Genomic DNA, 25,753 nt, shown 5'->3' with positions numbered 1-25,753 from the left:
GTGGCCAATGATGCCTCTGTTGAGGTGCAGGTAAGCGACGAAGAGCTGATGGAAGTATCGGAAGTGCTTGCCGCAGCGCCGTTGCGACTGCCTTTTGCTTATGCCCGTCGTTTCCAGGTGTTGTTGGTCGAAAATGACCAGCAACTGGTGCTCTATTATGCCAATGCTTTAGACGCCCAGGTGATGCTGGAAGTGCGTCGTTTCGCCGGCCGCGGTTTTGTGGTGGAAAAGCTCGCAGAAGATAAATTTGAGCTGCTGTTGGAAGCCTCTTATCAAAGAGACAGCTCGGAAACCCAGCAGATCATGGAAGACATTGGCAATGAGGCGGATCTATTCTCCCTTGCCGAAGAGCTGCCGCAAACCGAAGATCTGCTGGCCGGTGACGATGATGCGCCTATTATCAAGTTGATCAACGCCATGCTCGGCGAAGCCATTAAAGAAGGCGCCTCGGATATACATATAGAAACCTTTGAGCAGGATCTGGTGATACGTTTTCGTGTCGATGGCGTGCTTAAAGAAGTACTTAAACCAAATCGTAAACTGTCGTCGCTTTTGGTGTCGCGTATCAAGGTTATGGCCAAGCTGGATATCGCTGAAAAGCGGGTGCCACAAGACGGTCGTATTAGCTTAAGAATCGCCGGTCGCGCCGTTGATGTGCGGGTATCGACCATGCCATCGAGCTTTGGTGAGCGTGTGGTGCTGCGTTTGTTGGACAAAAACAATGCCCGTCTTAATCTGCAAGACTTAGGCATGACGCAGCACAATCAGGAGTTGTTCGACGAGCTGATCCGCAAGCCTCACGGTATTATCCTGGTTACCGGTCCTACGGGCTCGGGTAAGAGTACGACCTTGTATGCCGGTATGAGCGAAATCAACAGTAAAGATCGTAATATATTAACCGTTGAAGATCCAATCGAATATGAAATTCCAGGCATAGGCCAGACTCAGGTTAACCCTAAGGTGGATATGACCTTTGCCCGTGGCTTACGAGCAATTTTGCGTCAGGATCCGGATGTGGTTATGGTCGGTGAGATCCGTGACCTGGAAACAGCGCAGATCGCCGTACAGGCCTCCTTAACCGGCCACCTGGTATTATCGACCCTGCACACCAACACCGCCGCTGGCGCCATTACCCGGATGGAAGATATGGGCGTGGAGTCCTTCCTGCTTTCTTCATCTTTACTCGGGGTCTTGTCGCAGCGTCTGGTACGTACCTTGTGTAACTCTTGTAAGCAGCCACATCAGGCTGATGCCAACGAGTGTCAGATGCTCGGCGTTAGCGCTGAATCGGCGCCGGTTATTTACCGTGCCGTGGGCTGTGAAGAATGTAACTACAACGGCTATAAAGGCCGAACCGGTATTCATGAGCTGTTGATCGTGAACGACCATATTCGCGAACTTATTCACAATGGTAAGGGCGAGCAAGCGGTTGAGAAATACATTCGTCAACATAGCCCGAGTATTCGTGGCGACGGTTGTACCCGCGTGTTGGCTGGCAAAACCACTCTGGAAGAAGTATTACGGGTCACCCGTGAGGAGCAATAGTGGCGGCGTTTGAATATCGAGCTCTGGATGGCAAAGGTAAAGAAAAGAAGGGCCTGTTAGAGGCCGATACCGCCAAACAGGTGCGTCAGCAATTGCGCGATAAGGGTTTAATGCCTTTAGTGGTTGAGCTTGCGGCTTCGCAGGAAAAGGCCAGTGCTGCAAAAACAGGGATGTTCAGTGGCTTGTTTAAGGCCAAGATATCCACCTCTGACTTGGCTTTGATCACTCGCCAGTTGGCGACCCTGATTCAGTCGGCTTTACCGGTTGAAGCGGCGGTGATGGCGGTGGCCGAACAGTGTGAAAAGCCGCGCTTAAAAAAGATGTTGATGGCGGTGCGTTCCAAGGTGGTTGAAGGTTATACCCTGGCCGATGGTCTTGCCGAGTTTCCTCACGTTTTCGATAATCTCTATCGTGCCATGGTAGCGGCAGGGGAAAAATCCGGGCATTTGGATCAGGTATTAAACCGCCTGGCTGACTACACTGAACAGCGCCAGCATATGCGCTCGCAAATAGTGCAGGCCATGGTGTATCCCACCATACTTGTGGTGTTCGCCATTGCCATAGTGTCTATCTTGCTTGGTACAGTCGTTCCCGAGATCTTAAAAACCTTTGAGAAATCCAAACAGGCTCTGCCTTGGACCACCGAATGGGTTATGGCGGCCAGTGCCTTTGTGCAAAACTACTGGTTTATTACCCTGGTCGTGCTGATAGCCGTGGTGGTCGCGATTAAGCAGGCCTTGAAGCGTCCCAATATTCGTTTTTGGTATCACACTCGCTTGTTGGCCATACCCGGTTTGGGCAAGGTCAGCCGTGGCTTGAACACCGCCCGCTTTGCCCGCACGTTAAGCATACTTTCTTCCAGTGCAGTGCCCTTACTCGAAGGCATGAAGATCTCAGGTCAGGTATTGGAGAACGAAAAAATCAAACAGGCGGTGGCCGAAGCGGCGACCCGGGTCAGCGAAGGTGCCAGCCTGCGGGCATCTTTGGAACAGTCTAAACTTTTCCCACCCATGATGCTGCATATGATTGCCAGCGGTGAAAAGTCCGGTGAGTTGGAGCAAATGCTTGAGCGTGCCGCCGACAACCAGGACCGCGAGTTTGAGACCATGGTGAATGTGTCACTAAAACTCTTAGAGCCGGCAATGATAGCGAGCATGGCGCTAATTGTGCTATTTATCGTAATGGCAATATTGCAGCCAATCATGGCAATGAACAAGGCAATTGGCTTATAGTGGCCAAGTAAACACAGATTTCAGTAAATTTAGAGGTACGAACAATGAGAAAGCAGTCTGGTTTTTCATTACTTGAAGTGATGGTGGTATTGGTCATCATAGGCATGATCATGTCGATTGTAGCCCCGAATATCATGGGCCAAAAAGAAGAAGCCGATCTGGATAAGGCACAGTTGGATATTCAGCAAATTGAAGATGCGCTAAGCATGTATAAGTTGCGCGTTAATACCTACCCAACTACAGAGCAGGGTTTGGAAGCACTCGTGACCAAGACCAGCATAGAGCCAATTCCAAAGCGTTTCCCTGAAGGTGGCTTTATCAATGAATTGCCAATGGATCCTTGGGGTAACCCTTACCAGCTAATCTATCCGGGTGAAATCGGTAAGATTGATGTATTTTCTATGGGCCCTGATGGCGAAGCCGGCACCGAAGACGATATCGGTAACTGGGACGAAGAAGAGCGCTAAGCATGAAGGCGGTGAATCATCGATCCGGTTTTACCCTAATCGAAATTCTGGTGGTGCTGGCAATTATTGCGTTTAGCGCCAACCTGATAGTTTATAGCATTGATGATTCACGCCACGACGAGTTAGAGCAAACGGCCTTTGCCTTGCAAACCAGCATTAACTTTGCGTCCGAATACGCCATTCTTAATCAGCGTCAGCTCGGTTTATTTGTAGATGACGAAAATGGTTATGAGTTTATGGTTTATGGCGAGCAAAAATGGCAAGCATTGGATGACAGCGATGGTGTGCTAAAAGGCAAAAAGCTGGAGTCCGACTTTTCCCTGACCCTGAATCAAGAAGATCTCCCTTGGGCGCAGGATAGTCTGCTCAATGAAGTGGATTGGCAAAAGCTGTTGGGAGCCGATGACGATGACTTTCTTGAACTGCAAAAAATGCAGATCCCCCAAGTGATGATCCTATCCTCCGGTGAAATCAGCCCGTTTCAACTACGTCTTGCCTTGCAGGATACGGACGAAGATCTGGCCCCCTTTATTATCGAAGGGGAATTTATGGCGCCGGTTAGCCTTTACCAAGAAGAGCTGCAATGATGGCTCAGCATAGATCTTGCTCAGGCAAGCGCAGCACAGGCTTTACCCTTATCGAAGTTTTAGTGGCGCTCAGTATTTGTGCTATGGCCGGGATCGCTGCCATGCAGATCAGTGGCGAACACATTAATCATTTAGGTGCCATTCAAGAGCAAACCTATGGCTCCTGGGTAGCGGAAAACCAGTTGGTTGAAATTCGTGCTCAGGGAGATAAGTGGGATGCCAAAAATGGTGCCAAGGGTAAAACCGAGTTGGCCGGAGTAACCTGGTATTGGCAACAGGAAGTGATACGCACCGCCAACAGCAGTTTTGTGAAAGTGGTGATCTCCGTATTTACCGATGAAGAGCACGAACAGTTTGCCTATGAGCTCGCGACCTATATAGATAAAGAGGCGAGCAAAACATGATGCCTAGCCGCTTTGCTAATGTGTCTCGCCAACGTGCTTTTACCCTGGTTGAGGTGCTTGTTGCCTTGGCCGTAATGGCCTTTATTATCGGCGCCACCCATCAGATTTTTGAGGTCAGCACTCGCACCAAGGAAATGTCGGAAGAGACGCTTGAGCAATTGTCGCGTATGCAGACGGTTTTTCGGGTGATGGAGCAGGATTTTAGTCAGATCAGTAAGCGTAAGGTGCGCAATGAGGCTGGCGATTTTCAGGAAAAATACCTGTTACACGAGCGCTTTTTATTTGGCAGTGAACTAGATGGCATTGCCTTTATACGCAACGGCTGGACCAACCCAGGTTACTTATTGCCGCGCAGTGAACTGCAAGCGGTAGCTTATCGGGTGCAAGAAGGGCGTTTAGAGCGTTTGTATAGTCTTTATGTCGATCAGTTAGACAGCAGTGAGCCTAGAGTGCAGGTGCTGTTGAATGATGTGGAAGATTTTAGGTTTGAATTTTTTAACGGTCAGGCGCAAACATGGCAGGAGCAGTGGCAGCAGGAGCTGTTACCCAAGGCCGTTGCCGTGGATCTGACCTTAAAAGAAGGTGACCCTATACGTCGATTGTTTTTATTAGCCGGTCAGGGCAGCGATATCCCAGTGCAGCAAGGCGGTTCCCAAGGCGGAAATAATAATCAAGGCGGCAACAACTCGGGTGGCAGCGGTTCGACAGGGAGCCCTAATCATGGTTAATCGTCATCAAGGCGGGGCGGCCCTGATCATTGTTTTATTTATTGTTGCCCTGGCCGCAACTATTGCCGCGCAGATGAGTATGAATCTTATGGTTCAGGTGCAAAAGTCATCGAATCTTAACGATTTTCGTCAGGCTAAATGGTATGCCTATGCGGCTGAGTCCCTGGCGCAAAAGGTGCTGCGCGAAAGTATCGAAGAAGAGCCGGACAAAATGCACCTGCAGCAGAGCTGGGCTTTGGCGGCCAATACGCCGTTTCCTGTGGAAAATGGCACCATCGCCGGGGAAATAAAAGACTTGCAAGCCTGTTTAAATCTTAATGCGCTACGGGCTGAGCCCGAGACGCAAAATGGCGGCTATGTAAAATCTAACCCGGCTCATAAGGCTCTGTTAGCCTTATTGAAGGAAATTGATGACTTGCCCAGTGATGAGTCCGAAGAGGCTATGGCCGACAGCGTGTTTGACTGGGTGGATGAAGACAGTATTACCATGCGTTCCGGCGCCGAGGAAGACGAATATTTATCCCGGGATGTGCCTTATTTAACCGCCAATAACTTTTTTGCTGATATTTCCGAGTTACGCTTGGTAAAAGGCTTTAACCCCTTGGCGATGCGTAAATTGGCTCCTTATGTCTGCGTGATCCCCGGCAGTGAGGTGTTTGCATTAAATGTAAATACCATTACCGAAGATCAAGCCTTGCTTCTGGCTGCTATGATTGAAGGGCTGGACGAGTCATCGGCGCAGTCGGTGATCAGTGCACGCCCGGAAAAAGGCTTTGATTCACTGAGCGAATTTGTTAACGAGGTAACCCAGCAGGGGGGCCGTGATGTTAAAGAGGATGATGGTCGGTTTGTGCTGAAGAGTGCGTATTTTCAATTGCAAACAACCGCAACTTTTGTCGAGTTTGAGTTTACTATGACCTCGCTATTACAAATAAATAATAAAGAAATTTCCATTATGGCGCGAAAATTTGGAGGCCTGCAGTGAGAGAATCCTTACTGATCCACGTGGGCGAGCGCCCAGAGCAGCCTATTCATTGGCTGGTATATAATCCCGCAGAGGACGAAATTATCGCCAGCGGCCATCTGGCCGATGCAGCCGCTTTATCCGGACTTACGGACAAGGCGCGCAATCGCGATTGCACCTTAGTAGTGCCCTGTGCTCAGGTGCAGCTGCAAAGCGTGAAATTGCCGGCGAAGTGGAATCGCAAGCTGGCTCAGGCTTTACCCTTTATGGTGGAAGAGCAGGTGGCGGTCGATATCGACAGCCTGTTTATCGCCCATGGTAATGCTTACAGCGAGGCGGATAATCATTTTATTAATATTGCCCTGGTCAATAAGCAGTGGTTGCAAAACTGGCTGGATTTATTTGCCGAGGCCGATATTGCCGCGGCAAATGTGTATGTTGATGCTCTCTTGCTGCCCGAGCCAGCACCGCAAAGAGCCAGCGCCATTGCCATTAATGATGACAGTTTTTTGGTGCGTTCCAGCCAGTGGCAAGGCGCACAGCTGGAACCTGATTGGGCAGCAGCCTATTTAATCTCGGCAGGCATCGAGACCTTGGACTTATACAGTCCATTACCCAGTGGCGAATTGGGCATTGAAACCTATAGCCACGAAGATAAGTTTGAATTGCCTTTAGCCATGTTTGCCAAGGCCGTCTCGCCTATCAATTTGCGCCAAGGCACCTTTGCCTACAAGAAAAAAAGCAGTGGCTGGATTAAGGTATGGCGTCCGGCCATGGTTGCCGCGGGTGTGGCACTGGTCTTTATGTTGGGCGTCAAGGGGGGGCTGTGGTATCACTATTCTTCTCAGGCCGAGTCGGTGAAAGAGCAGGTGGTGAGCAGCTATGAGTCGGCTTTCCCCGGCACCAAGGTGCGTCCGCATCTTATTCGTAACCAGATTAATACCGCACTGGGCGGGCAAAGCCAGGACGGCGGCGCCGATTTTTTGATGATATTGCAGGATTTTGCCGATATCGTGCAGCAAAGCAATGAGTTTGTAACGCAAACGCTGCGTTTTGATCAGCGTCGCAACGAATTACGGGTTGGCGCCAGAGCCAAAGACTTCCAAAGTTTTGCACAAGTAAAGGCGCGCTTGGAACAGCGCGGTTTCAGTGTCGACCAAGGGTCATTAAACAATGACGGCGAAACCGTGGTGGGTGAATTACGCATAAGGGGCGAACAATGAGCGCATTAACGAATTATTGGCAATCATTGAAGCCACAAGAGCAGCGTTTGCTAAGCATCGCCGGCGTTATTTTTATCATCTTTTTCTTTGTTATGGTGATCTATCGGCCGTTAAATAACGCCGTTGCTGAGGCCAAACAAGAGTTAAGCAAGCAGCAAGAATTATTACAGTTTGTGCAGCAAAGTGTGGTGCAAATTAAGGCTAAGGGCGGCTCAGCAAAAGCTGTACCCAGCGGCAATGTCACTCAGGTGGTGAACAGCACCCGCTCACGCTATCAAATTGAGATTGCTCGTATGCAGCCCAGCGGTGAAGGCTTGCGCTTAAATATAGATAGTGTGCCCTTTAATCAACTTTTGTCTTGGTTGGACGACATAGTCAAAAACCATGGCGTGACCATTAGTAATATTGAGCTGTCTTTAGATCCAAAACCGGGCCATGTCCGTGTTAGTCGTATCGTTCTGGAGTAACTATGTCTGTGAAGAAAATCAGCGGTCTAGCCGTTGTCTTTGTTGTTTTTTTGCTGGTTTTCGCCATTGCTCTGTTGCCCGCTTCGGTGGCCCTGCAATGGGTTAAAAAGGATTTACCGCCGGGCTTACAGCTGGGTCCGGCCACGGGAACCATCTGGCAAGGCCAGGTGCATGGCGTGCGTTATCAGGGCCAGTATGTCAGCCAGGCAAAATGGCAGGTTCAGCCGTTGGCGCTGTTGCAGGCTAAGCTTAATACGGATCTGGTGCTGGGTAATAAGCGCAATACCAGCGAAATTTCGGCCCAGGGTCAATTAGTCTACGGTCTGTTTAGCAAAGAACTAGAGCTTCGCGATACCCAAGCTCGACTTTCACTTGAGCAAGTGCTGCAGCGAGTGCGCCTACCCATACCTACAGAGGCCAAGGGGCGGGTGTTTGTCGAACTGGATAACTACCAACTAGGTGAGCCTCATTGCCAGGCGCTAGCCGGCACCATCAGCTCGGCGGATATCAGCGTCAAGGGTCGTAACGGTTGGTTTAGTATTGGTGAACTTGAAGGTGAACTTGGTTGTGTGAATGGCGCCGCCAAGGTGACAGTTACCAAGGAAAACCGCCTGGGTTTACAGGTTGATGCCGGCTTTGACGACCGTGGTCAGTTTAGTGTTAAAGGCTTTATTAAACCCGATGCCAGCCTGCCTAAGGACGTACATGATGCGGTGCAGTTTCTGGGATCGCAGGGAGCCGATGGTCGCTATCGGATCAACTTCTAATGAACGAGCTATCGCTTACCCCCTTGCGTGAATACCTGAGTGCGGCTGGTAATGCCATGCCCTTGGCTCAGGTTCAGGGTTATCTTTTTGCGCTTATCTGTGCCCCTGCTCCCATAGAAGAAGAACAATGGTTGCAAGAGGTGCTTGGTGACCATGCTGCCGATTGCGATGAAAGTGTTTTATTTGCACTTATGGGTCTGCATCAGCAGATCAGTGAGCAGGTGTTTGAAAGTGGCTATAAGCTCACTAGCAATGTCACAGTTGCACAGCATTGGCAGGATAATCTTGCCGCCGATGCTGAGCTGCATCAGTGGGCGCAGGGCTTTGTACTGGGTGTCAGTTATTATCTTGAGCCCTTGCTTAACGCCCCAGCTTGCCCTGAACAAAGTAAAGAGATGCTTGCTCAGGCGGTCACTGTACTTGGACTATTTGCCGATGCTGAGCAATTCAGCATACATGCGGCAAGCTCTGGTCAGGATAAGCAGGCATTTAATGATGCACTGGTCGATATGATGACTGATTTCAGCCTGGGATTTGCCGAGCTGATTGAACTTACCGCGGTGCAAAGTGGTTTATTCGATGATGAGGAGCACTGGGAAACCTGAACCATCAGGTGTGAAATCAATGCTTAGCCGAGTTGCAGTAGCAGGTCGGTGCAGCCCTTGGCGCAACGGGCTTTGGCATAGCCGGGCTCGGCGAGTTGCAAGCTGATAGCGCCTTGGCAGTGCTTGCATAACACGGTTTTACCCTTGCTCAGTTGCTGCAGCAGGCGTTTGTGCTCGGCAAAAGAATCGCCCTGCTTTTTGTTTAGTGCTGAGAAGTCCATTGCTTACTAGTGGGTAGCCGCAATAATGGTGCAGGTCTGCAGTAAATCATCACCATAAAAATACTGATTAAGCTCCCTGTTTTTACAGTATTTTTGCTCCCACCAGTGCATACCTCTAACCGTTTTAAAGCTGTCGGCGAGATGGGTATCCTGATCTTTGTTTAATTTAAGCTGAGAGCGGACCTCAGTTAAGGCATGTTTTGCCTTTACTTCACGTTGTACCTGGGTGGAATCACTTAAATCCGACACCACAGAGCCAAGAATCTTGTCACGGGGGTTTTTGATCAATGGATGATCGACACTCAGCAGTGCTAAAAGAATAACGACCAACAGTAATAACTTCTTCATGAGTAAACCTTGATCTAGGTGGTAACGGGTACGCTGTTAGTGTAGTAAACTCTGGGTTTTAAAAGCAAGCTTATTAAAGCGCTTAGGGTGAAATATAATCTCCTGGTTACATCATTTTGGTGGCCGAATTGATATACTTGCCCGAAACGACAAACCTAATTACCAATTAGGTGAGTTTGCCCATTCCTAAATCCCTGGCGTTGAGGAACTAAGATGGAAAAAGAGCAGCGGATCAAGGTAAAAAACATACCCAGTGACGTGAAAATCGTGAAGCCCAGCGCGGCCGAGTACGATAGATTTAATCCCCGTAACCGTATTTATGTCCGGGCCGTCACCGGATTGCATCAACTGCTAAGGCAGCGTATCGGCTTAATCGGTATGCTCGCTTTTATGCTCTTGCCATGGATTAATTATAATGGCCAGCAAGCGGTACTTTTCGATATTGAGAATCAACAGTTCAGTATCTTTGCCCTGACTTTCTGGCCGCAAGACTTAACCATACTCGCCTTTATTTTTATGATTGCCGCCTTTGCGCTGTTTTTGGTGACCACCTTCTACGGCCGTGTCTGGTGTGGTTATACCTGCCCGCAAACTGTGTGGACCTTTATCTTTATCTGGTTTGAAGAGAAGTTTGAAGGCACCGCTAACCAGCGTAAAAAGCTGGATCAGCGCCCCATGGACTTTGATAAGTTTTGGCGCAAAACGGCTAAACATGGCAGCTGGTTGCTTTTCTCCTTGTATACCGCCATTACCTTTGTCGGCTACTTTACACCCATGCGTGAGCTGGTGATCGACTTTGTGACCTTTTCAGTGGGCGGCTATGCGCTGTTGAATATTGTCGTATTTGCCCTTTGTACCTATGGTAATGCAGGCTGGATGCGGGAAATTATGTGTTTGCATATTTGTCCTTATTCGCGCTTCCAGTCGGCCATGTTCGACAAAGACACCTTTACCGTAAGCTATGATGCCAAGCGTGGTGAAAACCGCGGTCCGCGTGGACGTAAACAAGACCCTAAAGAGTTGGGGCTGGGTGATTGTATCGACTGTAGCCTGTGCGTGCAGGTGTGTCCTACCGGTATAGATATTCGTAACGGTTTGCAGTACGAGTGTATTAACTGTGGTGCTTGTATCGATGCCTGTGACGGCGTTATGGATAAGATGAATTATCCACGCGGCCTGATCTCCTATACCACGGAACGTAACCTGGAGGCTTCCGCCGAGAAAACCAAACCGGTGCGCGGCAAGTTAATCGGCTACTCAATTATTCTCTTTATTCTCGTCGGTGCACTGGCGGCCAATATCGCCATGCGGGTGCCTATGGATCTCGATATTATTCGTGACCGTAATCAGCTGTTCCGCGTTAATGTCGATGGCTTGGTAGAAAACACCTATACATTGAAGGTATTGAATAAGGCCCAGGTAACTCAGCAGTTCCGCGTTGAGGTTGAGGGGCTGGAGCATTACCAGGTGATCGGTCAGCTTGAGTTTAGCGTAGCACCGGGACGCTCTCACGATCTGCCCTTGTCTGTGATTATCGACCCCTACGATCTGAAAAAGCCGATGACAGAGTTTAATTTTGTGCTTTACCCGGTGACGGATCCCGAGTCGCAAATTAAGCAAAGCAGCAACTTCTTTAAAGGTCGTTAAGGTGAGTGAATTTAGTTTTGCCTCGCTCACACCTGATACCATTTTAGATGCCCTCGATGGTGTGGGCATCTATGCTGAGTCAGGCCTGCTGGCGCTTAATAGCTACGAAAACCGCGTTTATCAGTTTATGGCCGAGGATAAGCGCCGCTATGTGGCAAAATTTTATCGCCCCCAGCGCTGGAGCAATGAGCAGATCCTTGAAGAGCATAGCTTCAGTGCCGAGCTGCAAGAGGCTGAGGTACCTGTGGTGGCGCCGTTGCGTATCGATGGTCAGACCTTGTTTGAGCATCAAGGCTATCGCTTTACACTGTTCCCCAGTGTGGGTGGTCGCCAGTTTGAGATGGATAATCTCGACCAGCTAGAACAGCTTGGCCGTTTAATTGGCCGTATGCACAAGGTGGCCGCGGCAAAGCCTTTTACCACGCGGCCTGTGCTTGGTTGTGATGAATACCTATATCAAGCCAAGGTTCATTTGCAGCACAGTAACTTGGTAAGCGAGGCAATGTCTTTACCTTTTTACACCGTGCTCGATCAGGTTATCGACAAAGCTAGCCGCTTATACCAGAGTGTTGCTACTATACGCTTGCATGGAGACTGCCACGCTGGCAACATTCTCTGGTCCGGTGATGATATGCTAACCTTTGTTGACCTTGATGATAGCCGTCAGGGCCCAGCGATGCAGGATTTATGGATGATGCTAAGTGGCGATCGCCATAATCAGCTTATTCAGCTTGATACCCTGGTGAATGCCTATGAGGAGTTTGCCCATTTTGAGCATGGTCAGTTACGTTTAATAGAGCCGCTGCGGGCGATGCGCATGGTGCATTATATGGGCTGGATTGCCAAACGTTGGCAAGACCCGGCATTTGAGCGGAACTTTTCTTGGTTCGCACAAGACAAATACTGGGAGCAGCAAACTCTGGCATTAAAAGAGCAGCTGGCGGCGCTGGATGAGCCAGCGTTAAAATTGATGCCATAAGCGCGCAGCCAAATTGAATTTAAAAGAGACGATTATGATAAAAACATTAACAGCTTCGTTATTACTACTTTGTTTACCTCTGGCCTCTTGGGCTGCCGACTTTAAGGCTGGCGAGCATTATCAGGTACTTGAGACCCAGGCTTCTGAAAGTGACAAGGTAACCGAGTTCTTTTCTTTTTACTGTCCTCATTGTTACCGTTTAGAACCGGCGGTTGATGCGCTTAAAGGCGCCTTGCCAAAGGATGTGCCCTTTATTAAAAGTCATGTAAACTTTTTACGTTTGGACAAGGCCGCGCAAAATCGTCTGACTACGGCGTATCTGATTGCTCAGCAAGAAGGCAAGGGCGAGCAAGTTGCCGAGGCCATCTTCAAGAGTATTCATCTGCAACGCGAGCCGCTGCAATCGCAACAAGCGGTAGCAAAATTACTGGCGGATCATGGGATTGGTGCCGAGCGTTATAGCATGTTAGCAAGCAGCATGCCGGTATTGGCCGGTGAAAAGGCCGCTTTGGAAGCACAGGAAACCTATACCAAGGCCGGCGCTCTAACAGGTGTGCCTACCATTATTGTTAACGACAAATACAAGGTGCATGTACACACTGTGAAGTCGCAGCAAGAGCTTAATGAGCTCGTTAACCATTTATTAGAAAAATAACACGGAGAATAAAGGTATGAAGAAGTTTATTGCCCTGGCGCTAATGGCGCTGGCATTACCTTTGACAGCAGTGGCAGCACAGTTTGAAGAAGGTACTCACTATGAAGTTGTTTCTGAGCGCGCTAGCCATAAGCCGGAAGTAAAAGAATTCTTTTCTTTCTACTGCCCAGCCTGTAACGCTTATGAAGGTTTACTAAGAGACGTTAAGCCTAAGCTAAACGAAGGCGTGAGCTTTAAGCGCAGTCATGTAAACTTTATGGGTGGCCGCACCGCAGAAAACCAGGACATGTTGTCGCAAGCGCTGGCCACAGCCAGTGTGTTACCTGAAAAAGAGCTTTTGGTTGCTGCCATCTTTAACCACATTCACAATAAACGTTCGCAGTTTAACGAAATGGCCGACGTAAGAGATGTGTTTGTTGCCAATGGCGTTGATGCACAAAAGTTCGACAAGTTATTCGAAGGCTTTGCGGTACGCACTAAAGCCTCAAAGATGCAGCGCGATCAAGAATACTTTAAAGAAAAGGGTGCCCTTAAAGGTGTGCCTACCTTTATTGTTAACGGTAAGTATCGTTTAATCTTAGGTCGTGATTCTGGCGTCACCGAGCCAGATGATATCGCCGCGCTAATTAATTACTTAGCTAAGAAGTAAGTACAGCGAAGAATAAAAAAACCGCATCTTGATGCGGTTTTTTTATGTCTTTATTTGCGCTTTAGGTAGACCCCGGATTCAATATGATGGGTGTAGGGGAACTGATCAAAAATAGCAAAACGGGCTATTTCGTGAGTTTGCGTCAGCATCTCCAAATCTCGCTCCAGGGTTTCTGGGTTGCAGGAGATATAGATGATGTTGTCGTACTCGCTGGTAAGCTTACAGGTTAGCTCATCCATACCGGCTCTTGGTGGATCGACTAATATGGTTTGGCAATCATAGCTGTGCAAATCGATATTGCCCAAGCGGGTAAAGGTACGTTCTTTACGCATTGCCTGCGTAAATTCTTCGCTACTCATACGGATGATATCCAGGTTTTCAACCTTGTTGGCGGCAATATTATATTGCGCCGAGTGTACCGATGACTTGGAAATTTCCGTGGCCAGTACGCGATTAAAAGAACCCGCTAGGGCGATTGAGAAGTTGCCATTACCACAGTAAAGCTCAAGCAGGTCATTGCTCAAGGGCGCACAGATATCCTGAGCCCAAGCCAGCATAGACTCATTTACCTTGGCATTGGGTTGGGTAAAGCTGTTTTCCACTTGCTGATAGGTATAAGTACGGCCATTTACTTCTAGTTGCTCAATCACGTAATCCGTGGCCAGTACCTGCTTTTGTTTGCGGGCGCGGCCAATAAGCTCGACATTAAAGCGCTGTTGCAGTCGTGCTTGTAGATCCTGCGCCGCTTGCAACCACTGTTCATCTAACTGTTTGTGATAGAGCAGGCTGATTAAGGCGTTGCCGCTCAACGTGGTCAGATAATCGATTTGAAACAGCTTACGGCGCATCAGCTCGTTATCTTTGAGCTCGGTGATCATCGCACTCATCAGTTCATTGATCAGCTCGGCACCCGGGTCGAAGCGCTCGACACGGACTTTTTCTTTGCTCTGTTGATCGAACATAATGTGATAAAGGTCATCGCCATCATGCCAGACACGAAATTCCGCACGTTGCCGGTAATGTTTCGGGGCCGAGGCAAACACTTCTAACTTATTGACACCAAAGCGAGAAAATTGCGCAAGAATACGCTGTTCTTTTTCTGCTAATTGCTGGTCGTACCCGGACGCGTCGATTTCTATTACTGGCATGCAAACCTCTACTAATTTATGTGCGCCGCTATTGTAGGTAGCTGCGCCCAATTGTCCAGTACAAGCGCCATATTCTTGTTTGTTTTTTCTACAGCTAGATACCTTGCTCTGACTATGAGCGCTTTGGGCCATTATAAAATTCGGGTCTTGAGCCGGGAGAATTACTTGTCGAAGTTCGGGTAATAAAGAAACCTTGGTAAACGAGGCGGGTGGATACAGGGGGTTTACTACAGATGCGATGAGTATTTTTCTGCCTTGCTTACTCAATTTAACGACTGCGGTTAATTAAATCACAATTTATCGTCTAGGCTGACTATAAGAGATGACTTTTATATTGCACTTTGCAAAGTGGCAGAAATTTTACTACTTTAATACTAAAATCATCTTATATTCAGGAATATAATGCTTTAATATAGCGTACCTGATTAAGTTAAGGCGCGAACTTGCTTAATTAGGCTACAATGTAGATGTGTTGAAACCTGTTAGCGCGGATCTAGACCTGGTGCCGTATAGCACCTGCGATAAAAGCAAGAAATGTCGGCTGATAGATTAATGAATCATCGGAATATAACTAAGTAAGAGGCACAAGATGGAGCTCTTACTTGGCGCATAAAGGCCCAATTTGCCTTAGTGCGCATAATCGATAATCGTAAAATGGGATGGAAACAATGAAAATCAAATCACTTTCTGCTGCTATCGTTTTGGCAATGGCATCACAAGCTGTTGTTGCTGAAGAACAGAAAAACCCTCATGAAGGTATTCACATTGGTGTTTTTGGTGATTACTTCTGGGCTGACTGGGACAACATCAAGGGCGCAACCCCTGCCAATGTTGCACTAGGTGAGTCTTTCGGTTCAGGTATCGAAGTAGGCTACCGCTTTAACGAAGACTGGACTGCGCGTCTAGAATTCGCGGCGCTTGAGCTTGATAAAGAAAACTCAAACAACCACAAAACCGGTGAGCGTTACGGTGCTGATGTATTGTACCACTTCAACGACACTTTCTACGGTGTGCTAGGCGCGAAGAAATTTGACGTATACGATGATTTCAACGCAGCTAACCTAGGTTTCGGTTTCCGTAATCACCTAAACTACAACTGGGCGATGTTTGGTGAAGCTAACTACTATGAAGGTCTTAACCAGAACCATTCTGATTTCGGTCTTAAACTAGGTCTTAGCTACCACTTTGGTGACAAGCCTGAGCCTAAAAAAGTTGAGCCAGCACCAGTAGTTGTTGCACCTAAGCCAGAGCCAAAAGACACAGACAAAGACGGTGTACTTGATGCCAACGATAAGTGTGCAAACACACCTATGGAAGATGCAGTAGATGCGTCTGGCTGTACTCGTTACATGGAAAAAGGCGACAAGGTTAGCTTGTTAGTTCGTTTCCCACACGATAACTCAGATGTTAACCAGCGTTACTTGGATGATATCCAAAAAGTAGCTGATTTCATGACCAAGTACCCGCAAACTAACGTACTACTTGAAGGTCACGCTTCAGCAGTAGGCGATGCTGGTTACAACAAAAAGCTTTCTAAAAAGCGTGCAGACGGCGTTGCTAAGCAACTAATCAATGATGGTATCTCTGCTTCTCGCGTAGAAACTGTAGGCCTAGGTGAAGAGCGTCTATTGAACACTGCAAACACCAAAGAAGCTCACGCTGAAAACCGTCGCGTTGAAGCACACATCTCAGTAACTGAGCGTGTTAAAGTTAAACGCAACTAAGTATTAGGTTATTTTACCTAAGATAATGAAGCCCGGCACCAGCCGGGCTTTTTGCAAATAATTATTACTCAATATTCACCAGTCTATAGTTTTAAAGCCCCTACATTCACTGTATTTATATTGACTATTTTGCCTCTAGGCGGCGGTGACAATTTTCTTCTATCTTTAAAGCCTTTATACTTGCATGGTGTCAAAATTCTATAAGTAGTATGGACGCGCTGAAGTCTGCTACTTTCACGTCACCAAGAGGGCATAATTGTGCTTCAAGAATATCGTAAACATGTTGAAGAGCGTGCAGCCCAAGGTATTGTGCCTGCACCATTAGATGCTCAGCAAACTGCTGACCTGATCGAATTAATCAAGAATCCACCTGCCGGTGAAGAAGAGTTTATCCTAGACCTTCTTATTAACCGTGTACCGCCTGGCGTAGATGACGCCGCCTATGTAAAAGCGGGCTTCCTAGCCGCAGTTGCAAAAGGTGAAGCGCAGTCGCCACTAATCAATAAAGAAAAAGCGGCCGAGCTACTTGGCACCATGCTAGGTGGTTATAACATCGAGCCTATGATTGATCTGTTAGACGATGCTGCACTGGCGCCATTCGCAGTAAAAGGCCTGTCACACACCCTGCTTATGTTTGATGCCTTCTATGATGTAGAAGAAAAAGCCAAAGCGGGTAACGAATTTGCTAAGCAGGTTATCGAATCTTGGGCAAATGCCGAATGGTTCCTTGAGAAGCCGGCTGTGCCAGAGAAAATCTCTGTAACCGTGTTCAAGGTAACCGGTGAAACTAACACTGATGACCTTTCACCTGCTCCAGATGCCTGGTCTCGCCCGGATATCCCATTGCATGCCCTAGCTATGCTTAAGAACGAGCGCGATGGTATCAACCCTGATAAACCCGGTGAAATCGGTCCAATCGCCCAGCTTGAAGAGCTTAAAACCAAGGGTCTACCACTAGCCTATGTAGGTGACGTTGTGGGTACTGGTTCATCACGTAAATCAGCGACCAACTCGGTACTTTGGTTTATGGGTGATGACATTCCTCACGTGCCAAACAAGCGCGTTGGCGGTGTATGTCTAGGCGGTAAGATCGCTCCTATCTTCTTCAACACCATGGAAGACTCAGGTGCACTACCTATCGAGCTAAACGTTGACGACATGAACATGGGTGATCAAATCGATATCTACCCGTATGAAGGTGTGGTTAAGCGTCACGGTACCGACGAAGTTATCTCTACGTTCAAGATGAAGTCAGACGTGATCCTTGATGAAGTACGTGCCGGTGGCCGTATTCCACTAATCATCGGTCGTGGTCTAACAGACAAAGCACGTGCATCTCTAGGTATGGAAGCCGAAGATATCTTCCGCAAGCCAGCACTTGTTGCCGATTCTGGCAAGGGCTACACCCTGGCTCAGAAAATGGTAGGTAAAGCATGTAACATGCCTGGCGTTCGCCCTGGTCAATACTGTGAGCCAAAGATGACCACAGTTGGTTCGCAAGATACCACAGGTCCTATGACTCGTGACGAGCTGAAAGACCTTGCTTGTCTTGGCTTCTCTGCTGACCTAACTATGCAGTCTTTCTGTCACACGTCTGCTTATCCTAAGCCTATCGACGTAAATACACACCACACGCTGCCTGATTTCATCATGAACCGTGGCGGTGTATCGCTACGTCCAGGTGACGGTGTAATCCACTCATGGCTAAACCGTATGCTTCTTCCTGATACCGTAGGTACAGGTGGTGACTCGCATACTCGTTTCCCTCTAGGTATTTCATTCCCAGCGGGTTCTGGTGCGGTTGCATTCGCAGCGGCAACAGGCGTTATGCCACTGGATATGCCTGAGTCGGTACTAGTACGCTTCAAAGGCGAAATGCAGCCTGGTATCACATTACGTGACCTGGTACATGCAATCCCTTACTACGGTATCAAGCAAGGCCTGCTTACCGTTGAGAAGAAGGGTAAGATCAACGAATTCTCTGGTCGCGTACTAGAGATCGAAGGTGTTGAGCACCTAACCGTTGAGCAAGCGTTCGAGCTTTCAGATGCCTCTGCCGAGCGTTCAGCCGCGGGTTGTACCGTTAAGCTAAGCAAAGAGTCTATCTCTGAGTACCTAGAGTCGAACATCGTTATGCTTAAGTGGATGATCGCTGAAGGCTACGGTGATGTACGTACTATCGAGCGTCGTATCAACGCGATGCAAGAGTGGTTGGCTAATCCAGAGCTTATGGAAGCTGACGCTGATGCTGAATACGCGCACGTAATCGAGATCGACCTGGCGGAAATCAAAGAGCCAATTCTTTGTGCTCCTAATGACCCGGATGACGCACGTCTTCTTTCAGACGTAACAGGCGAAAAGATCGACGAAGTATTCATCGGTTCATGTATGACTAACATCGGTCACTTCCGTGCCGCTGGTAAGCTACTAGATAACTTCGGTGGTCGTCTACCAACTCAACTTTGGGTTGCACCACCTACTAAGATGGATAAAGACCAGCTTACCGATGAAGGTTACTACGGTATCTTCGGTCGTGTAGGTGCGCGTATCGAAACTCCGGGATGTTCATTGTGTATGGGTAACCAAGCACGTGTTGCTGATAAGGCAACGGTTGTTTCTACCTCTACGCGTAACTTCCCTAACCGTCTAGGTACAGGTGCCAACGTATTCCTAGCTTCTGCCGAGCTTGCAGCGGTAGCGGCAATTCTAGGTAAACTGCCTACACCAGCGGAATATCAAGAATACGCGGAGAAGATCAACGCAACAGCGGCTGATACTTACCGTTACTTGAACTTCCACAAGATGCCTCAGTACACCAAAAAAGCGGATAACGTTATTATCCAGCAAGCCGTGTAATCAGCATTGGTGATAAAAGCCCGCTTATATAGCGGGCTTTTTTATGTTTAAAATTAGTTAAAATAGGATATGATCTTTAGTAAGTTTTCATATTTTTAATTTTCAATCCGTAAAATTTAAGATTAAAGGTTTTTTTATTTAATTTGATATCAAAATTGTCGCTAAATGAAATCAAACCTGCGACGGAAATAGCTTAAAATCCCCGCCAATTTTCTTATCAAGGCAGGATCTTTATGACTTCGTTAAATAACCAGAACCTTCTGCAGCTTCGTTTCATTGACCAGTCTCATATTGACGCGGTAAAGCCTTCTTTCGACCATCTTCCCGATAATCCCTATGCCGATGGTGCCTTCCGTAAGCGTCGTTATTCAGTGATCAAAGCAGAGCAGGGGGCGCTAAAGCTTCAGCCAGCCAAAGCCTTTGTACAAGATGATTCCATCAATACCTTCCAGGGCAATATTGAGCGTAGCTATGAAAACCTCGATGCAGAGCTACTGGCAAGCGAAGGCATGAAGCGCATTGTGGCCGAGTTTATTGCCATGACTGGCATCGACGCCGACCGCGATATCGAAATTCACCAGTTCCGTATGCTGGCCATCGACAGCGATACACCGCCAGCCCCAGAAGGTATACATCAGGATGGTTTCGATCACGTCTGTGTATGTGGCGTGTCTCATGAAAATATTGAAGGCGGCGAGTTATTGGTATACGAGCACAAAGAAGCCAAGCCTTGTTTCAAGATGGAAATCAAAGACGGCATGTTCGCTCTTATCGACGATCGTCAGGTGTGGCACAACGCCACCCCGATGAACAAGCTGGATGAGTCGAAGATCGGCTATCTTGATTGTTTTGTACTGACTGCCTAAGGAAGAATGATGAATCTAGTCTCTCTACGAAGCCAGTTTCCAGCCTTAATGCAGCAAGTTAACGGCGAGTCGCCAATCTTTTTTGATGGCCCGGGTGGCGCGCAAGTACCGCAATCGGTATTGGATGCCATGGCGGCCTACCTGGGTTTTTATAACTCAAACCTGGGCGGCGCGTTTTTCTCCAGCGATAAAACCGTGGCGGTGATGAGCGAGGCCCGTCAGGCCATTGCCGACCTGCTTAACAGCCCTAGCGCTGAGCAAATCGTCTTCGGCGCCAATATGACCAGTTTAACTTTTAGCTTTAGTCGCGCTATTTCACGTACTTGGCAAAGTGGCGACGAGATCATAGTCACCAATGCGGATCACTTCTCCAATGTGTCTTCGTGGCGTCAGGCCGCCGAGGATAAAGGAGCCACTGTGCATGCGCTGCGTATCAATGAAGCGGATTGCACCCTGGATATGGCGCATTTCGAGTCATTGCTTAATGCCAATACCAAGCTGGTCGCCGTAACCTATGCGTCGAATACCACGGGCTCTATCAATGATGTGAAGCGCATTATCGAGCTGGCACATCTGCATGGTGCCCTGGTGTATGTGGATGCGGTTCACTATGCTCCACATGAGCTGGTGGATGTGCAGGCACTGGATTGTGATTTCCTTGCCTGCTCGGCCTATAAGTTCTTCGGCCCTCATGTGGGCATCGTTTACGGTAAGCGCGAGCATTTGGAAAACTTCACCCCATACAAGGTAGAGCCGGCGAAAGATGTAGTTCCGGGTCGTTGGGAGACGGGTACGCAAAGCTTTGAAGGCCTGGCCGGTGTGGTCGCCGCCGTGGACTATATCGCTTCGTTGAGCGGCTTGGATGCGCAACTGCCGCGTCGTCAGCGTCTTGAAGCGGCATTTGCCAACAGCAAAGAGCACGAAATGGCATTAAGCAAGCACTTCCTTACACGCCTAAAAGAATTTCCGCAGATTAGCCTATTCGGTATTGATGATATGGAGCGTCTGGCCGAGCGTACGCCGACCTTTGCCCTGACCTTCGATGATTTAGAGCCACGTCAGGTATCCGAGTTCTTAGGCAAGCAGCATGTCTGTGTATGGGACGGTAACTTCTACGCCCAGGGCCTGTGTGAGCAATTAGGCGTAATGGATAAAGGTGGTGTGGTACGTATCGGTTGTATGCACTACAACAGTATCGAAGAGATTGATCGTTTATTTGCCCTGTTCGGCGAGCTACTCGGCTCGTAGGATTGGGGAACGTAAAAGGCTGCCTAGGCAGCCTTTTTTGATCTTGGGCTGTGGGTTATTTACTTGGTCGGCCGTAGATCTGCTCGGCGCGATTAAACAACACCCAAGAAGTAAGAATGTATTTGTCATTCGACAAGGGTTTGTTACCGCGGTGGGTATGGGTAAAGTAGGCTGGTGCGACCACCATGGTGCCGCGTTTTGGGGCGATTTTACGGTTTTGATAGTAAAACTCGGTTTCGCCGCCTTCACTGACATCGTTCAAGTAGAACATAAACAGCAGCACCCGGTGTAAGGCTTCGTTATGGCCGGTTTGCGGATAAACTTCACTGTGCCAGTAAGGATACCCGCCCTTATTGATATCGTATTTCTGCGCTTGAATACTGCCTAAACGAAACAGCTGTTGCATCAAGGTACCCAGCTGGGGTTTGGCCACCTCTTCAAAGTTGTCCTGATTCAGCGCTACCGGTTTGCCGGTTTTAGGGTGGAAGACCTGTAAACCAAAGGCGCCAATCATCATAAATAGATGTTCTTCAACATAGCGCATCACGTGTTGCGCGGTGACATGTTGAATATGCTGCAAGTGCTGTTGGTACTCGGGGTGAGCATTGAGGTAAAGGTCTTTACTGTCTTTTTTACTTAAATCTATGCCGCCAGAGGTGGTACCCTGCTTCAAATGCGGGCTCTGCTCGAACAGCTCGATAAACTGACTACAAAAAGTGTCACTAAGCGCGTTATCATAAACGCCAATAAAGTCTGTCATGACTGCAACCTTATCTATTGGAATTATTATGCTTATTGAAAAAGTTCAGCCCAGATTTAGTGAAACGGATGTCCTCGGGCACATCAACAATACCGTACTACCGGTGTGGTTTGAAGCCGCCCGTACACCTATTTTTAAAATCTTTACCCCAGATCTTAATCCACATCAATGGCGCTTGATTGTTGCTAAGGTGGAAGTGACCTTTTTGGGCGAGCTTTTTTACGGCCAGGAAGTGGAAGTAAAAACCATGATCGAGCGCATCGGTTCCAGCTCTTTTGTGATCAAACAACAGGCCTGGCAGCATCGCCAGTGCTGCGCCGAAGGAAAAACCGTGATGGTGCGTTATAACTTCGAAGATAAAGCGTCACAAGCCTTAAGCGAAGACGAAAAGGCACAACTTAGCCAGCATCTTGAGGTGGCTCAATAGAGCTTGGGATGGCGGGAAAGGCGGGAGAGACACATTTTTTGTTTCAAAACGCACGCCATATTACGCTTGCTTATCCTCGAAGAGCTCAACAACTTCATAATCATTGAGCTCAACCACCTTACTATTTTTGCTTCAAGGTGCATTGTGGAAGGGGTTTCTTGCGCTGCGAGCTGTTTTTGCTTTAAGGCGTAATAAGGGGGCCGTCATTATAAGCCTGAATATTTTTGTTAACTATTCAGGCTTTACCCCCTAATTGCTTATTTTGCCAACAGTGGCTTGAGATAGTGCCCGGTATGGGATTGCTCATGCGCAGCCACTTCTTCCGGCGTACCGGCGACAAGAATTTCCCCGCCGCCGCTGCCGCCTTCCGGCCCTAGATCAACAATCCAGTCGGCGGTTTTGATCACATCCAGGTTATGCTCAATAACCACTATGGTATTGCCGTGATCGCGCAGGCGGTGCAATACTGTCAGCAGTTGCTGAATATCATGGAAGTGCAGGCCGGTAGTGGGCTCATCGAGAATATACAAGGTTTTACCCGTGTCGCGCTTGGACAGCTCTCGGGCCAGTTTAACACGCTGCGCCTCACCACCGGATAAGGTGGTTGCCGCCTGTCCCAAACGAATGTAAGAAAGACCCACATCCATCAGGGTTTGCAGCTTACGATTGATCGCAGGAATGGCATCAAAGAATTCGCGGGCGTCTTCTACCGTCATTTCCAACACCTGATGGATGTTTTTACCCTTGTAGAGCACTTCCAGGGTTTCGCGGTTATAGCGTTTGCCCTGACACACATCGCAAGGCACATACACATCCGGCAGGAAGTGCATTTCCACCTTGATCACGCCATCGCCCTGACAGGCCTCACAGCGTCCGCCCTTAACATTAAAGCTAAAGCGACCCACCTTGTAGCCACGCGAGCGCGACTCTTGAGTGCCGGCAAAGAGTTCCCGTATGGCGGTGAAAATACCCGTATAGGTGGCCGGGTTTGAGCGTGGCGTACGGCCGATCGGGCTTTGGTCGATATCGATAACCTTATCGAAATGATCCAGGCCAGTGATTTCTTTATGCGGCGCCGGCTCAACCGCGGTGGCACCGTTGAGTACGGTATGCGCTACCTTAAACAAGGTGTCATTAACCAGGGTCGACTTACCCGAGCCGGAGACACCGGTAATACAGGTCATTAAGCCGAATGGAATACGCAAGTCGACATTCTTGAGGTTATTGCCGGTGGCGCCAAACAGCTCCAGCCATTTTTCGTTAGTGGGGTGGCGCTCCTTGGGTACGGCGATTTCTTTGGCGCCGCTGAGGTATTGGCCGGTTAATGAGTCCGGGTTATTTATGATGTCGTCGCGCGAGCCTTCGGCCACCACGTGGCCACCATGGACACCGGCGCCTGGGCCGATATCGATAATGTAGTCGGCGGCGCGAATGGCGTCTTCATCGTGCTCCACCACCAAGACAGTATTGCCGAGGTCGCGTAGGCGCGTCAGTGTCTGTAGCAGGCGGTCGTTGTCACGCTGATGCAAGCCGATGGAGGGCTCATCCAGCACGTACATAACTCCCACTAGGCCGGCACCAATCTGGCTGGCCAAGCGAATGCGCTGAGCTTCACCTCCGGAAAGGGTATCGGCGCTGCGCTCCAGAGATAAATAATTCAGGCCGACATTAACCAGGAAGGATAAGCGGTCGCGAATTTCTTTAAGTATCTTATCGGCTATTTTCGCCTTTTGGCCGCTGAATTCCAGGCTGTCGAAATAGTCGAAGGCCTGGCCTATGCTCATCAGGGTCACGGTCGGCAGGTTGGTTTCATCGATAAAGACGTTACGTGCTTCCTGGCGTAAGCGTGAGCCGCTACAGCTGGGGCAGGCTTGCGAGGTTTGGTACTTGGCCAGCTCTTCACGCACCGAGTTAGACTCGGTTTCATGGTAGCGGCGCTGCATATTATTGAGCACACCCTCGAATTCATGATTGCGGGTAATTAAATCGCCGCGGTCGTTACGATAATGGAAGGCGACCTTGTCCTTGCCCGAGCCTTCAAGCACCACTTTTTTGGCTTCATCGCTTAAATCCTGGAAAGGCGTATCTAAATCAAACTGATAATGCTCGGCTACAGATTGCAGCATTTGGAAATAGTAGAAGCTGCGCTTATCCCAGCCCTTAATGGCGCCACCGGCAAGGCTTAGCTCGGGGTTATGAACCACGCGATGGGGGTCGAAATACTGGCGTACACCCAGGCCGTCACAGCTTTGACAGGCACCGGCCGGGTTATTAAAGGAGAATAATCTTGGCTCAAGTTCGCTCATGGCATAGCCACAGCTTGGGCAGGCAAAGTTGGCGGAGAACACCAGCTCTTCTTCAAGGGAATCATCCATGGCGGCCACCTGAGCAACGCCACCTGAGAGCTCCAGCGCGGCTTCAAAAGACTCGGCTAAACGTTGTTGCTGGCCTTCTTTCACCTTTAAACGGTCAACCACCACTTCTATGGTGTGCTTTTTATGTAGCTCTAACGGCGGAGGATCGGATAGATCACAGACTTCGCCATCGATACGGGCGCGGATATAGCCTTGTGCCGCCAGTTGCTCGAGCAGCTTAACATGCTCACCCTTACGGTTTTTTACCACGGGCGCCAACAACATCAGCTTGCTGCCCTCGGGCAGGGCCAGCACCTGATCTACCATCTGGCTGATGGTTTGCGCCGCCAGTGGCAGGTGATGGGTTGGGCAACGTGGCTCACCAACACGGGCAAACAGCAAGCGCAGGTAATCGTATATTTCGGTAATAGTGCCCACGGTTGAACGCGGGTTATGAGAAGTGGACTTCTGCTCGATGGAAATAGCCGGCGACAGGCCTTCAATATGATCTACATCGGGCTTTTCCATTAGCGACAAAAACTGGCGCGCGTAGGCCGATAAGGACTCCACATAACGCCTTTGCCCTTCGGCATACAGGGTGTCGAAGGCGAGGGACGATTTGCCCGAGCCTGATAATCCGGTAATGACGATCAACTTATCCCGAGGTATGGTTAGGTTGATGTTCTTGAGGTTATGAGTGCGTGCACCGCGAACTTCGATGTTATCCATTCTCCGCCTGTTTCCCGAGCTATTTATTAACCTGTAAGTATCGCATAGTATGCCATGACTTAGCGATGCTTTCTTGTCCTTTCGCTGGGGCGATGGCTTGCATCTTGCCAAGGGCTAAATTCGCCGTCAGGCATGTCCTAATGGCGGGCGATT

The 25,753-nt window shown here is 48.9% G+C and carries 25 protein-coding genes; 20 read left to right on the top strand and 5 right to left on the bottom strand.

The window, feature by feature from the left end; genetic code table 11:
• Positions 1-48 precede the first annotated feature (48 nt).
• The 11 genes from gspE to WCN91_RS06640 are packed head-to-tail and all read left to right on the top strand — an operon-like array spanning position 49 to position 8,989.
• A complete protein-coding gene (gene gspE / locus WCN91_RS06690) occupies positions 49-1,545 on the top strand; it encodes a type II secretion system ATPase GspE (RefSeq protein ID WP_425416019.1) in 1,497 nt (498 codons plus the stop codon).
• On the top strand, positions 1,545-2,777 hold the full coding sequence (gene gspF, locus WCN91_RS06685) for a type II secretion system inner membrane protein GspF (RefSeq protein WP_342677484.1): 1,233 nt from the start codon (positions 1,545-1,547) through the stop codon (positions 2,775-2,777). The genes gspE and gspF overlap by 1 nt, the downstream gene beginning before the upstream one ends.
• Before the next feature lie 44 nt (positions 2,778-2,821).
• Complete coding sequence (gene gspG / locus WCN91_RS06680) at positions 2,822-3,244, top strand: type II secretion system major pseudopilin GspG (RefSeq protein ID WP_342677482.1); 423 nt, start codon at positions 2,822-2,824, stop codon at positions 3,242-3,244.
• Positions 3,245-3,246: 2 nt separating this feature from the next.
• Positions 3,247-3,831 carry a type II secretion system minor pseudopilin GspH gene (gspH, locus tag WCN91_RS06675; protein ID WP_342677480.1) on the top strand — a complete coding sequence of 195 codons (585 nt, stop codon included), beginning with the start codon at positions 3,247-3,249 and terminating at the stop codon, positions 3,829-3,831.
• Positions 3,828-4,235 (top strand): type II secretion system minor pseudopilin GspI, encoded by a 408-nt coding sequence (gspI, locus tag WCN91_RS06670; RefSeq protein ID WP_342677478.1) that lies wholly within the window; start codon positions 3,828-3,830, stop codon positions 4,233-4,235. Before gspH ends, gspI begins: the two co-directional genes overlap by 4 nt.
• Complete coding sequence (gene gspJ, locus WCN91_RS06665) at positions 4,232-4,963, top strand: type II secretion system minor pseudopilin GspJ (RefSeq protein ID WP_342677476.1); 732 nt, start codon at positions 4,232-4,234, stop codon at positions 4,961-4,963. Before gspI ends, gspJ begins: the two co-directional genes overlap by 4 nt.
• Positions 4,956-5,948, top strand: coding sequence for a type II secretion system minor pseudopilin GspK (gene gspK, locus WCN91_RS06660; RefSeq protein WP_342677474.1), 993 nt, complete (start codon positions 4,956-4,958; stop codon positions 5,946-5,948). The genes gspJ and gspK overlap by 8 nt, the downstream gene beginning before the upstream one ends.
• Positions 5,945-7,150: a type II secretion system protein GspL gene (gspL, locus tag WCN91_RS06655; protein ID WP_342677472.1), complete on the top strand. Its 1,206-nt coding sequence runs from the start codon at positions 5,945-5,947 to the stop codon at positions 7,148-7,150. The genes gspK and gspL overlap by 4 nt, the downstream gene beginning before the upstream one ends.
• Positions 7,147-7,617: a type II secretion system protein GspM gene (gspM, locus tag WCN91_RS06650; protein WP_342677470.1), complete on the top strand. Its 471-nt coding sequence runs from the start codon at positions 7,147-7,149 to the stop codon at positions 7,615-7,617. Before gspL ends, gspM begins: the two co-directional genes overlap by 4 nt.
• Before the next feature lie 2 nt (positions 7,618-7,619).
• On the top strand, positions 7,620-8,384 hold the full coding sequence (locus WCN91_RS06645) for a type II secretion system protein N (protein ID WP_342677468.1): 765 nt from the start codon (positions 7,620-7,622) through the stop codon (positions 8,382-8,384).
• Positions 8,384-8,989: a UPF0149 family protein gene (locus WCN91_RS06640; RefSeq protein WP_342677466.1), complete on the top strand. Its 606-nt coding sequence runs from the start codon at positions 8,384-8,386 to the stop codon at positions 8,987-8,989. The genes WCN91_RS06645 and WCN91_RS06640 overlap by 1 nt, the downstream gene beginning before the upstream one ends.
• Before the next feature lie 23 nt (positions 8,990-9,012).
• Here WCN91_RS06640 and WCN91_RS06635 read toward each other — a convergent pair whose 3' ends face one another.
• Positions 9,013-9,210, bottom strand: a complete 198-nt coding sequence (locus WCN91_RS06635; RefSeq protein ID WP_342677464.1) for a hypothetical protein — start codon at positions 9,208-9,210, stop codon at positions 9,013-9,015.
• 6 nt (positions 9,211-9,216) lie between these two features.
• Positions 9,217-9,558, bottom strand: coding sequence for a hypothetical protein (locus WCN91_RS06630; RefSeq protein ID WP_342677462.1), 342 nt, complete (start codon positions 9,556-9,558; stop codon positions 9,217-9,219).
• Positions 9,559-9,771: 213 nt separating this feature from the next.
• Between WCN91_RS06630 and ccoG the strand changes: the two genes are divergently transcribed.
• Genes ccoG through WCN91_RS06610 form a run of 4 tightly spaced genes read left to right on the top strand, consistent with a single transcriptional unit; the run spans position 9,772 to position 13,488 of the window.
• Positions 9,772-11,205, top strand: coding sequence for a cytochrome c oxidase accessory protein CcoG (ccoG, locus tag WCN91_RS06625; RefSeq protein WP_342677460.1), 1,434 nt, complete (start codon positions 9,772-9,774; stop codon positions 11,203-11,205).
• Between the two features lies 1 nt (position 11,206).
• Complete coding sequence (locus WCN91_RS06620; RefSeq protein WP_342677458.1) at positions 11,207-12,184, top strand: serine/threonine protein kinase; 978 nt, start codon at positions 11,207-11,209, stop codon at positions 12,182-12,184.
• 34 nt (positions 12,185-12,218) lie between these two features.
• Positions 12,219-12,839 (top strand): thiol:disulfide interchange protein DsbA/DsbL, encoded by a 621-nt coding sequence (locus WCN91_RS06615; protein WP_342677456.1) that lies wholly within the window; start codon positions 12,219-12,221, stop codon positions 12,837-12,839.
• Positions 12,840-12,855: 16 nt separating this feature from the next.
• The gene (locus tag WCN91_RS06610; protein WP_342677454.1) at positions 12,856-13,488 is read left to right on the top strand and encodes a thiol:disulfide interchange protein DsbA/DsbL; all 633 of its coding nucleotides are present in this window, start codon (positions 12,856-12,858) and stop codon (positions 13,486-13,488) included.
• A gap of 50 nt (positions 13,489-13,538) precedes the next feature.
• Here the strand turns inward: WCN91_RS06610 and trmA are convergent, their stop codons facing one another.
• Positions 13,539-14,636, bottom strand: a complete 1,098-nt coding sequence (gene trmA / locus WCN91_RS06605) for a tRNA (uridine(54)-C5)-methyltransferase TrmA (RefSeq protein WP_342677452.1) — start codon at positions 14,634-14,636, stop codon at positions 13,539-13,541.
• Between the two features lie 668 nt (positions 14,637-15,304).
• Between trmA and WCN91_RS06600 the strand changes: the two genes are divergently transcribed.
• The 4 genes from WCN91_RS06600 (at position 15,305) to WCN91_RS06585 (ending at position 21,330) form a co-directional block, all read left to right on the top strand.
• Positions 15,305-16,360 carry an OmpA family protein gene (locus tag WCN91_RS06600; protein ID WP_342677450.1) on the top strand — a complete coding sequence of 352 codons (1,056 nt, stop codon included), beginning with the start codon at positions 15,305-15,307 and terminating at the stop codon, positions 16,358-16,360.
• A gap of 258 nt (positions 16,361-16,618) precedes the next feature.
• Entirely contained in the window at positions 16,619-19,216 is a 2,598-nt protein-coding gene (gene acnB / locus WCN91_RS06595) for a bifunctional aconitate hydratase 2/2-methylisocitrate dehydratase (RefSeq protein WP_342677448.1), read from the top strand.
• 233 nt (positions 19,217-19,449) lie between these two features.
• A complete protein-coding gene (locus tag WCN91_RS06590) occupies positions 19,450-20,082 on the top strand; it encodes a 2OG-Fe dioxygenase family protein (RefSeq protein WP_342677446.1) in 633 nt (210 codons plus the stop codon).
• 9 nt (positions 20,083-20,091) lie between these two features.
• Positions 20,092-21,330, top strand: coding sequence for a cysteine desulfurase-like protein (locus WCN91_RS06585; protein WP_342677564.1), 1,239 nt, complete (start codon positions 20,092-20,094; stop codon positions 21,328-21,330).
• A gap of 55 nt (positions 21,331-21,385) precedes the next feature.
• On the opposite strand, the gene WCN91_RS06580 is transcribed toward WCN91_RS06585, so the two are convergent.
• Positions 21,386-22,090, bottom strand: a complete 705-nt coding sequence (locus WCN91_RS06580) for a 2OG-Fe(II) oxygenase (protein WP_342677444.1) — start codon at positions 22,088-22,090, stop codon at positions 21,386-21,388.
• 28 nt (positions 22,091-22,118) lie between these two features.
• On the opposite strand from WCN91_RS06580, the gene WCN91_RS06575 reads away from it, so the two are divergent.
• The gene (locus WCN91_RS06575; RefSeq protein WP_342677443.1) at positions 22,119-22,517 is read left to right on the top strand and encodes an acyl-CoA thioesterase; all 399 of its coding nucleotides are present in this window, start codon (positions 22,119-22,121) and stop codon (positions 22,515-22,517) included.
• Between the two features lie 257 nt (positions 22,518-22,774).
• Here WCN91_RS06575 and uvrA read toward each other — a convergent pair whose 3' ends face one another.
• Entirely contained in the window at positions 22,775-25,600 is a 2,826-nt protein-coding gene (uvrA, locus tag WCN91_RS06570) for an excinuclease ABC subunit UvrA (RefSeq protein ID WP_342677442.1), read from the bottom strand.
• Positions 25,601-25,753: the final 153 nt, after the last annotated feature.

Origin of the sequence: Pseudoalteromonas qingdaonensis, from assembly GCF_038739665.1 — a bacterium.
GTDB lineage: Bacteria > Pseudomonadota > Gammaproteobacteria > Enterobacterales > Alteromonadaceae > Pseudoalteromonas > Pseudoalteromonas qingdaonensis.
The sequence above is the reverse complement of the archived record's forward strand: the minus strand, read 5'-3'. Positions and strand labels throughout refer to the sequence as shown.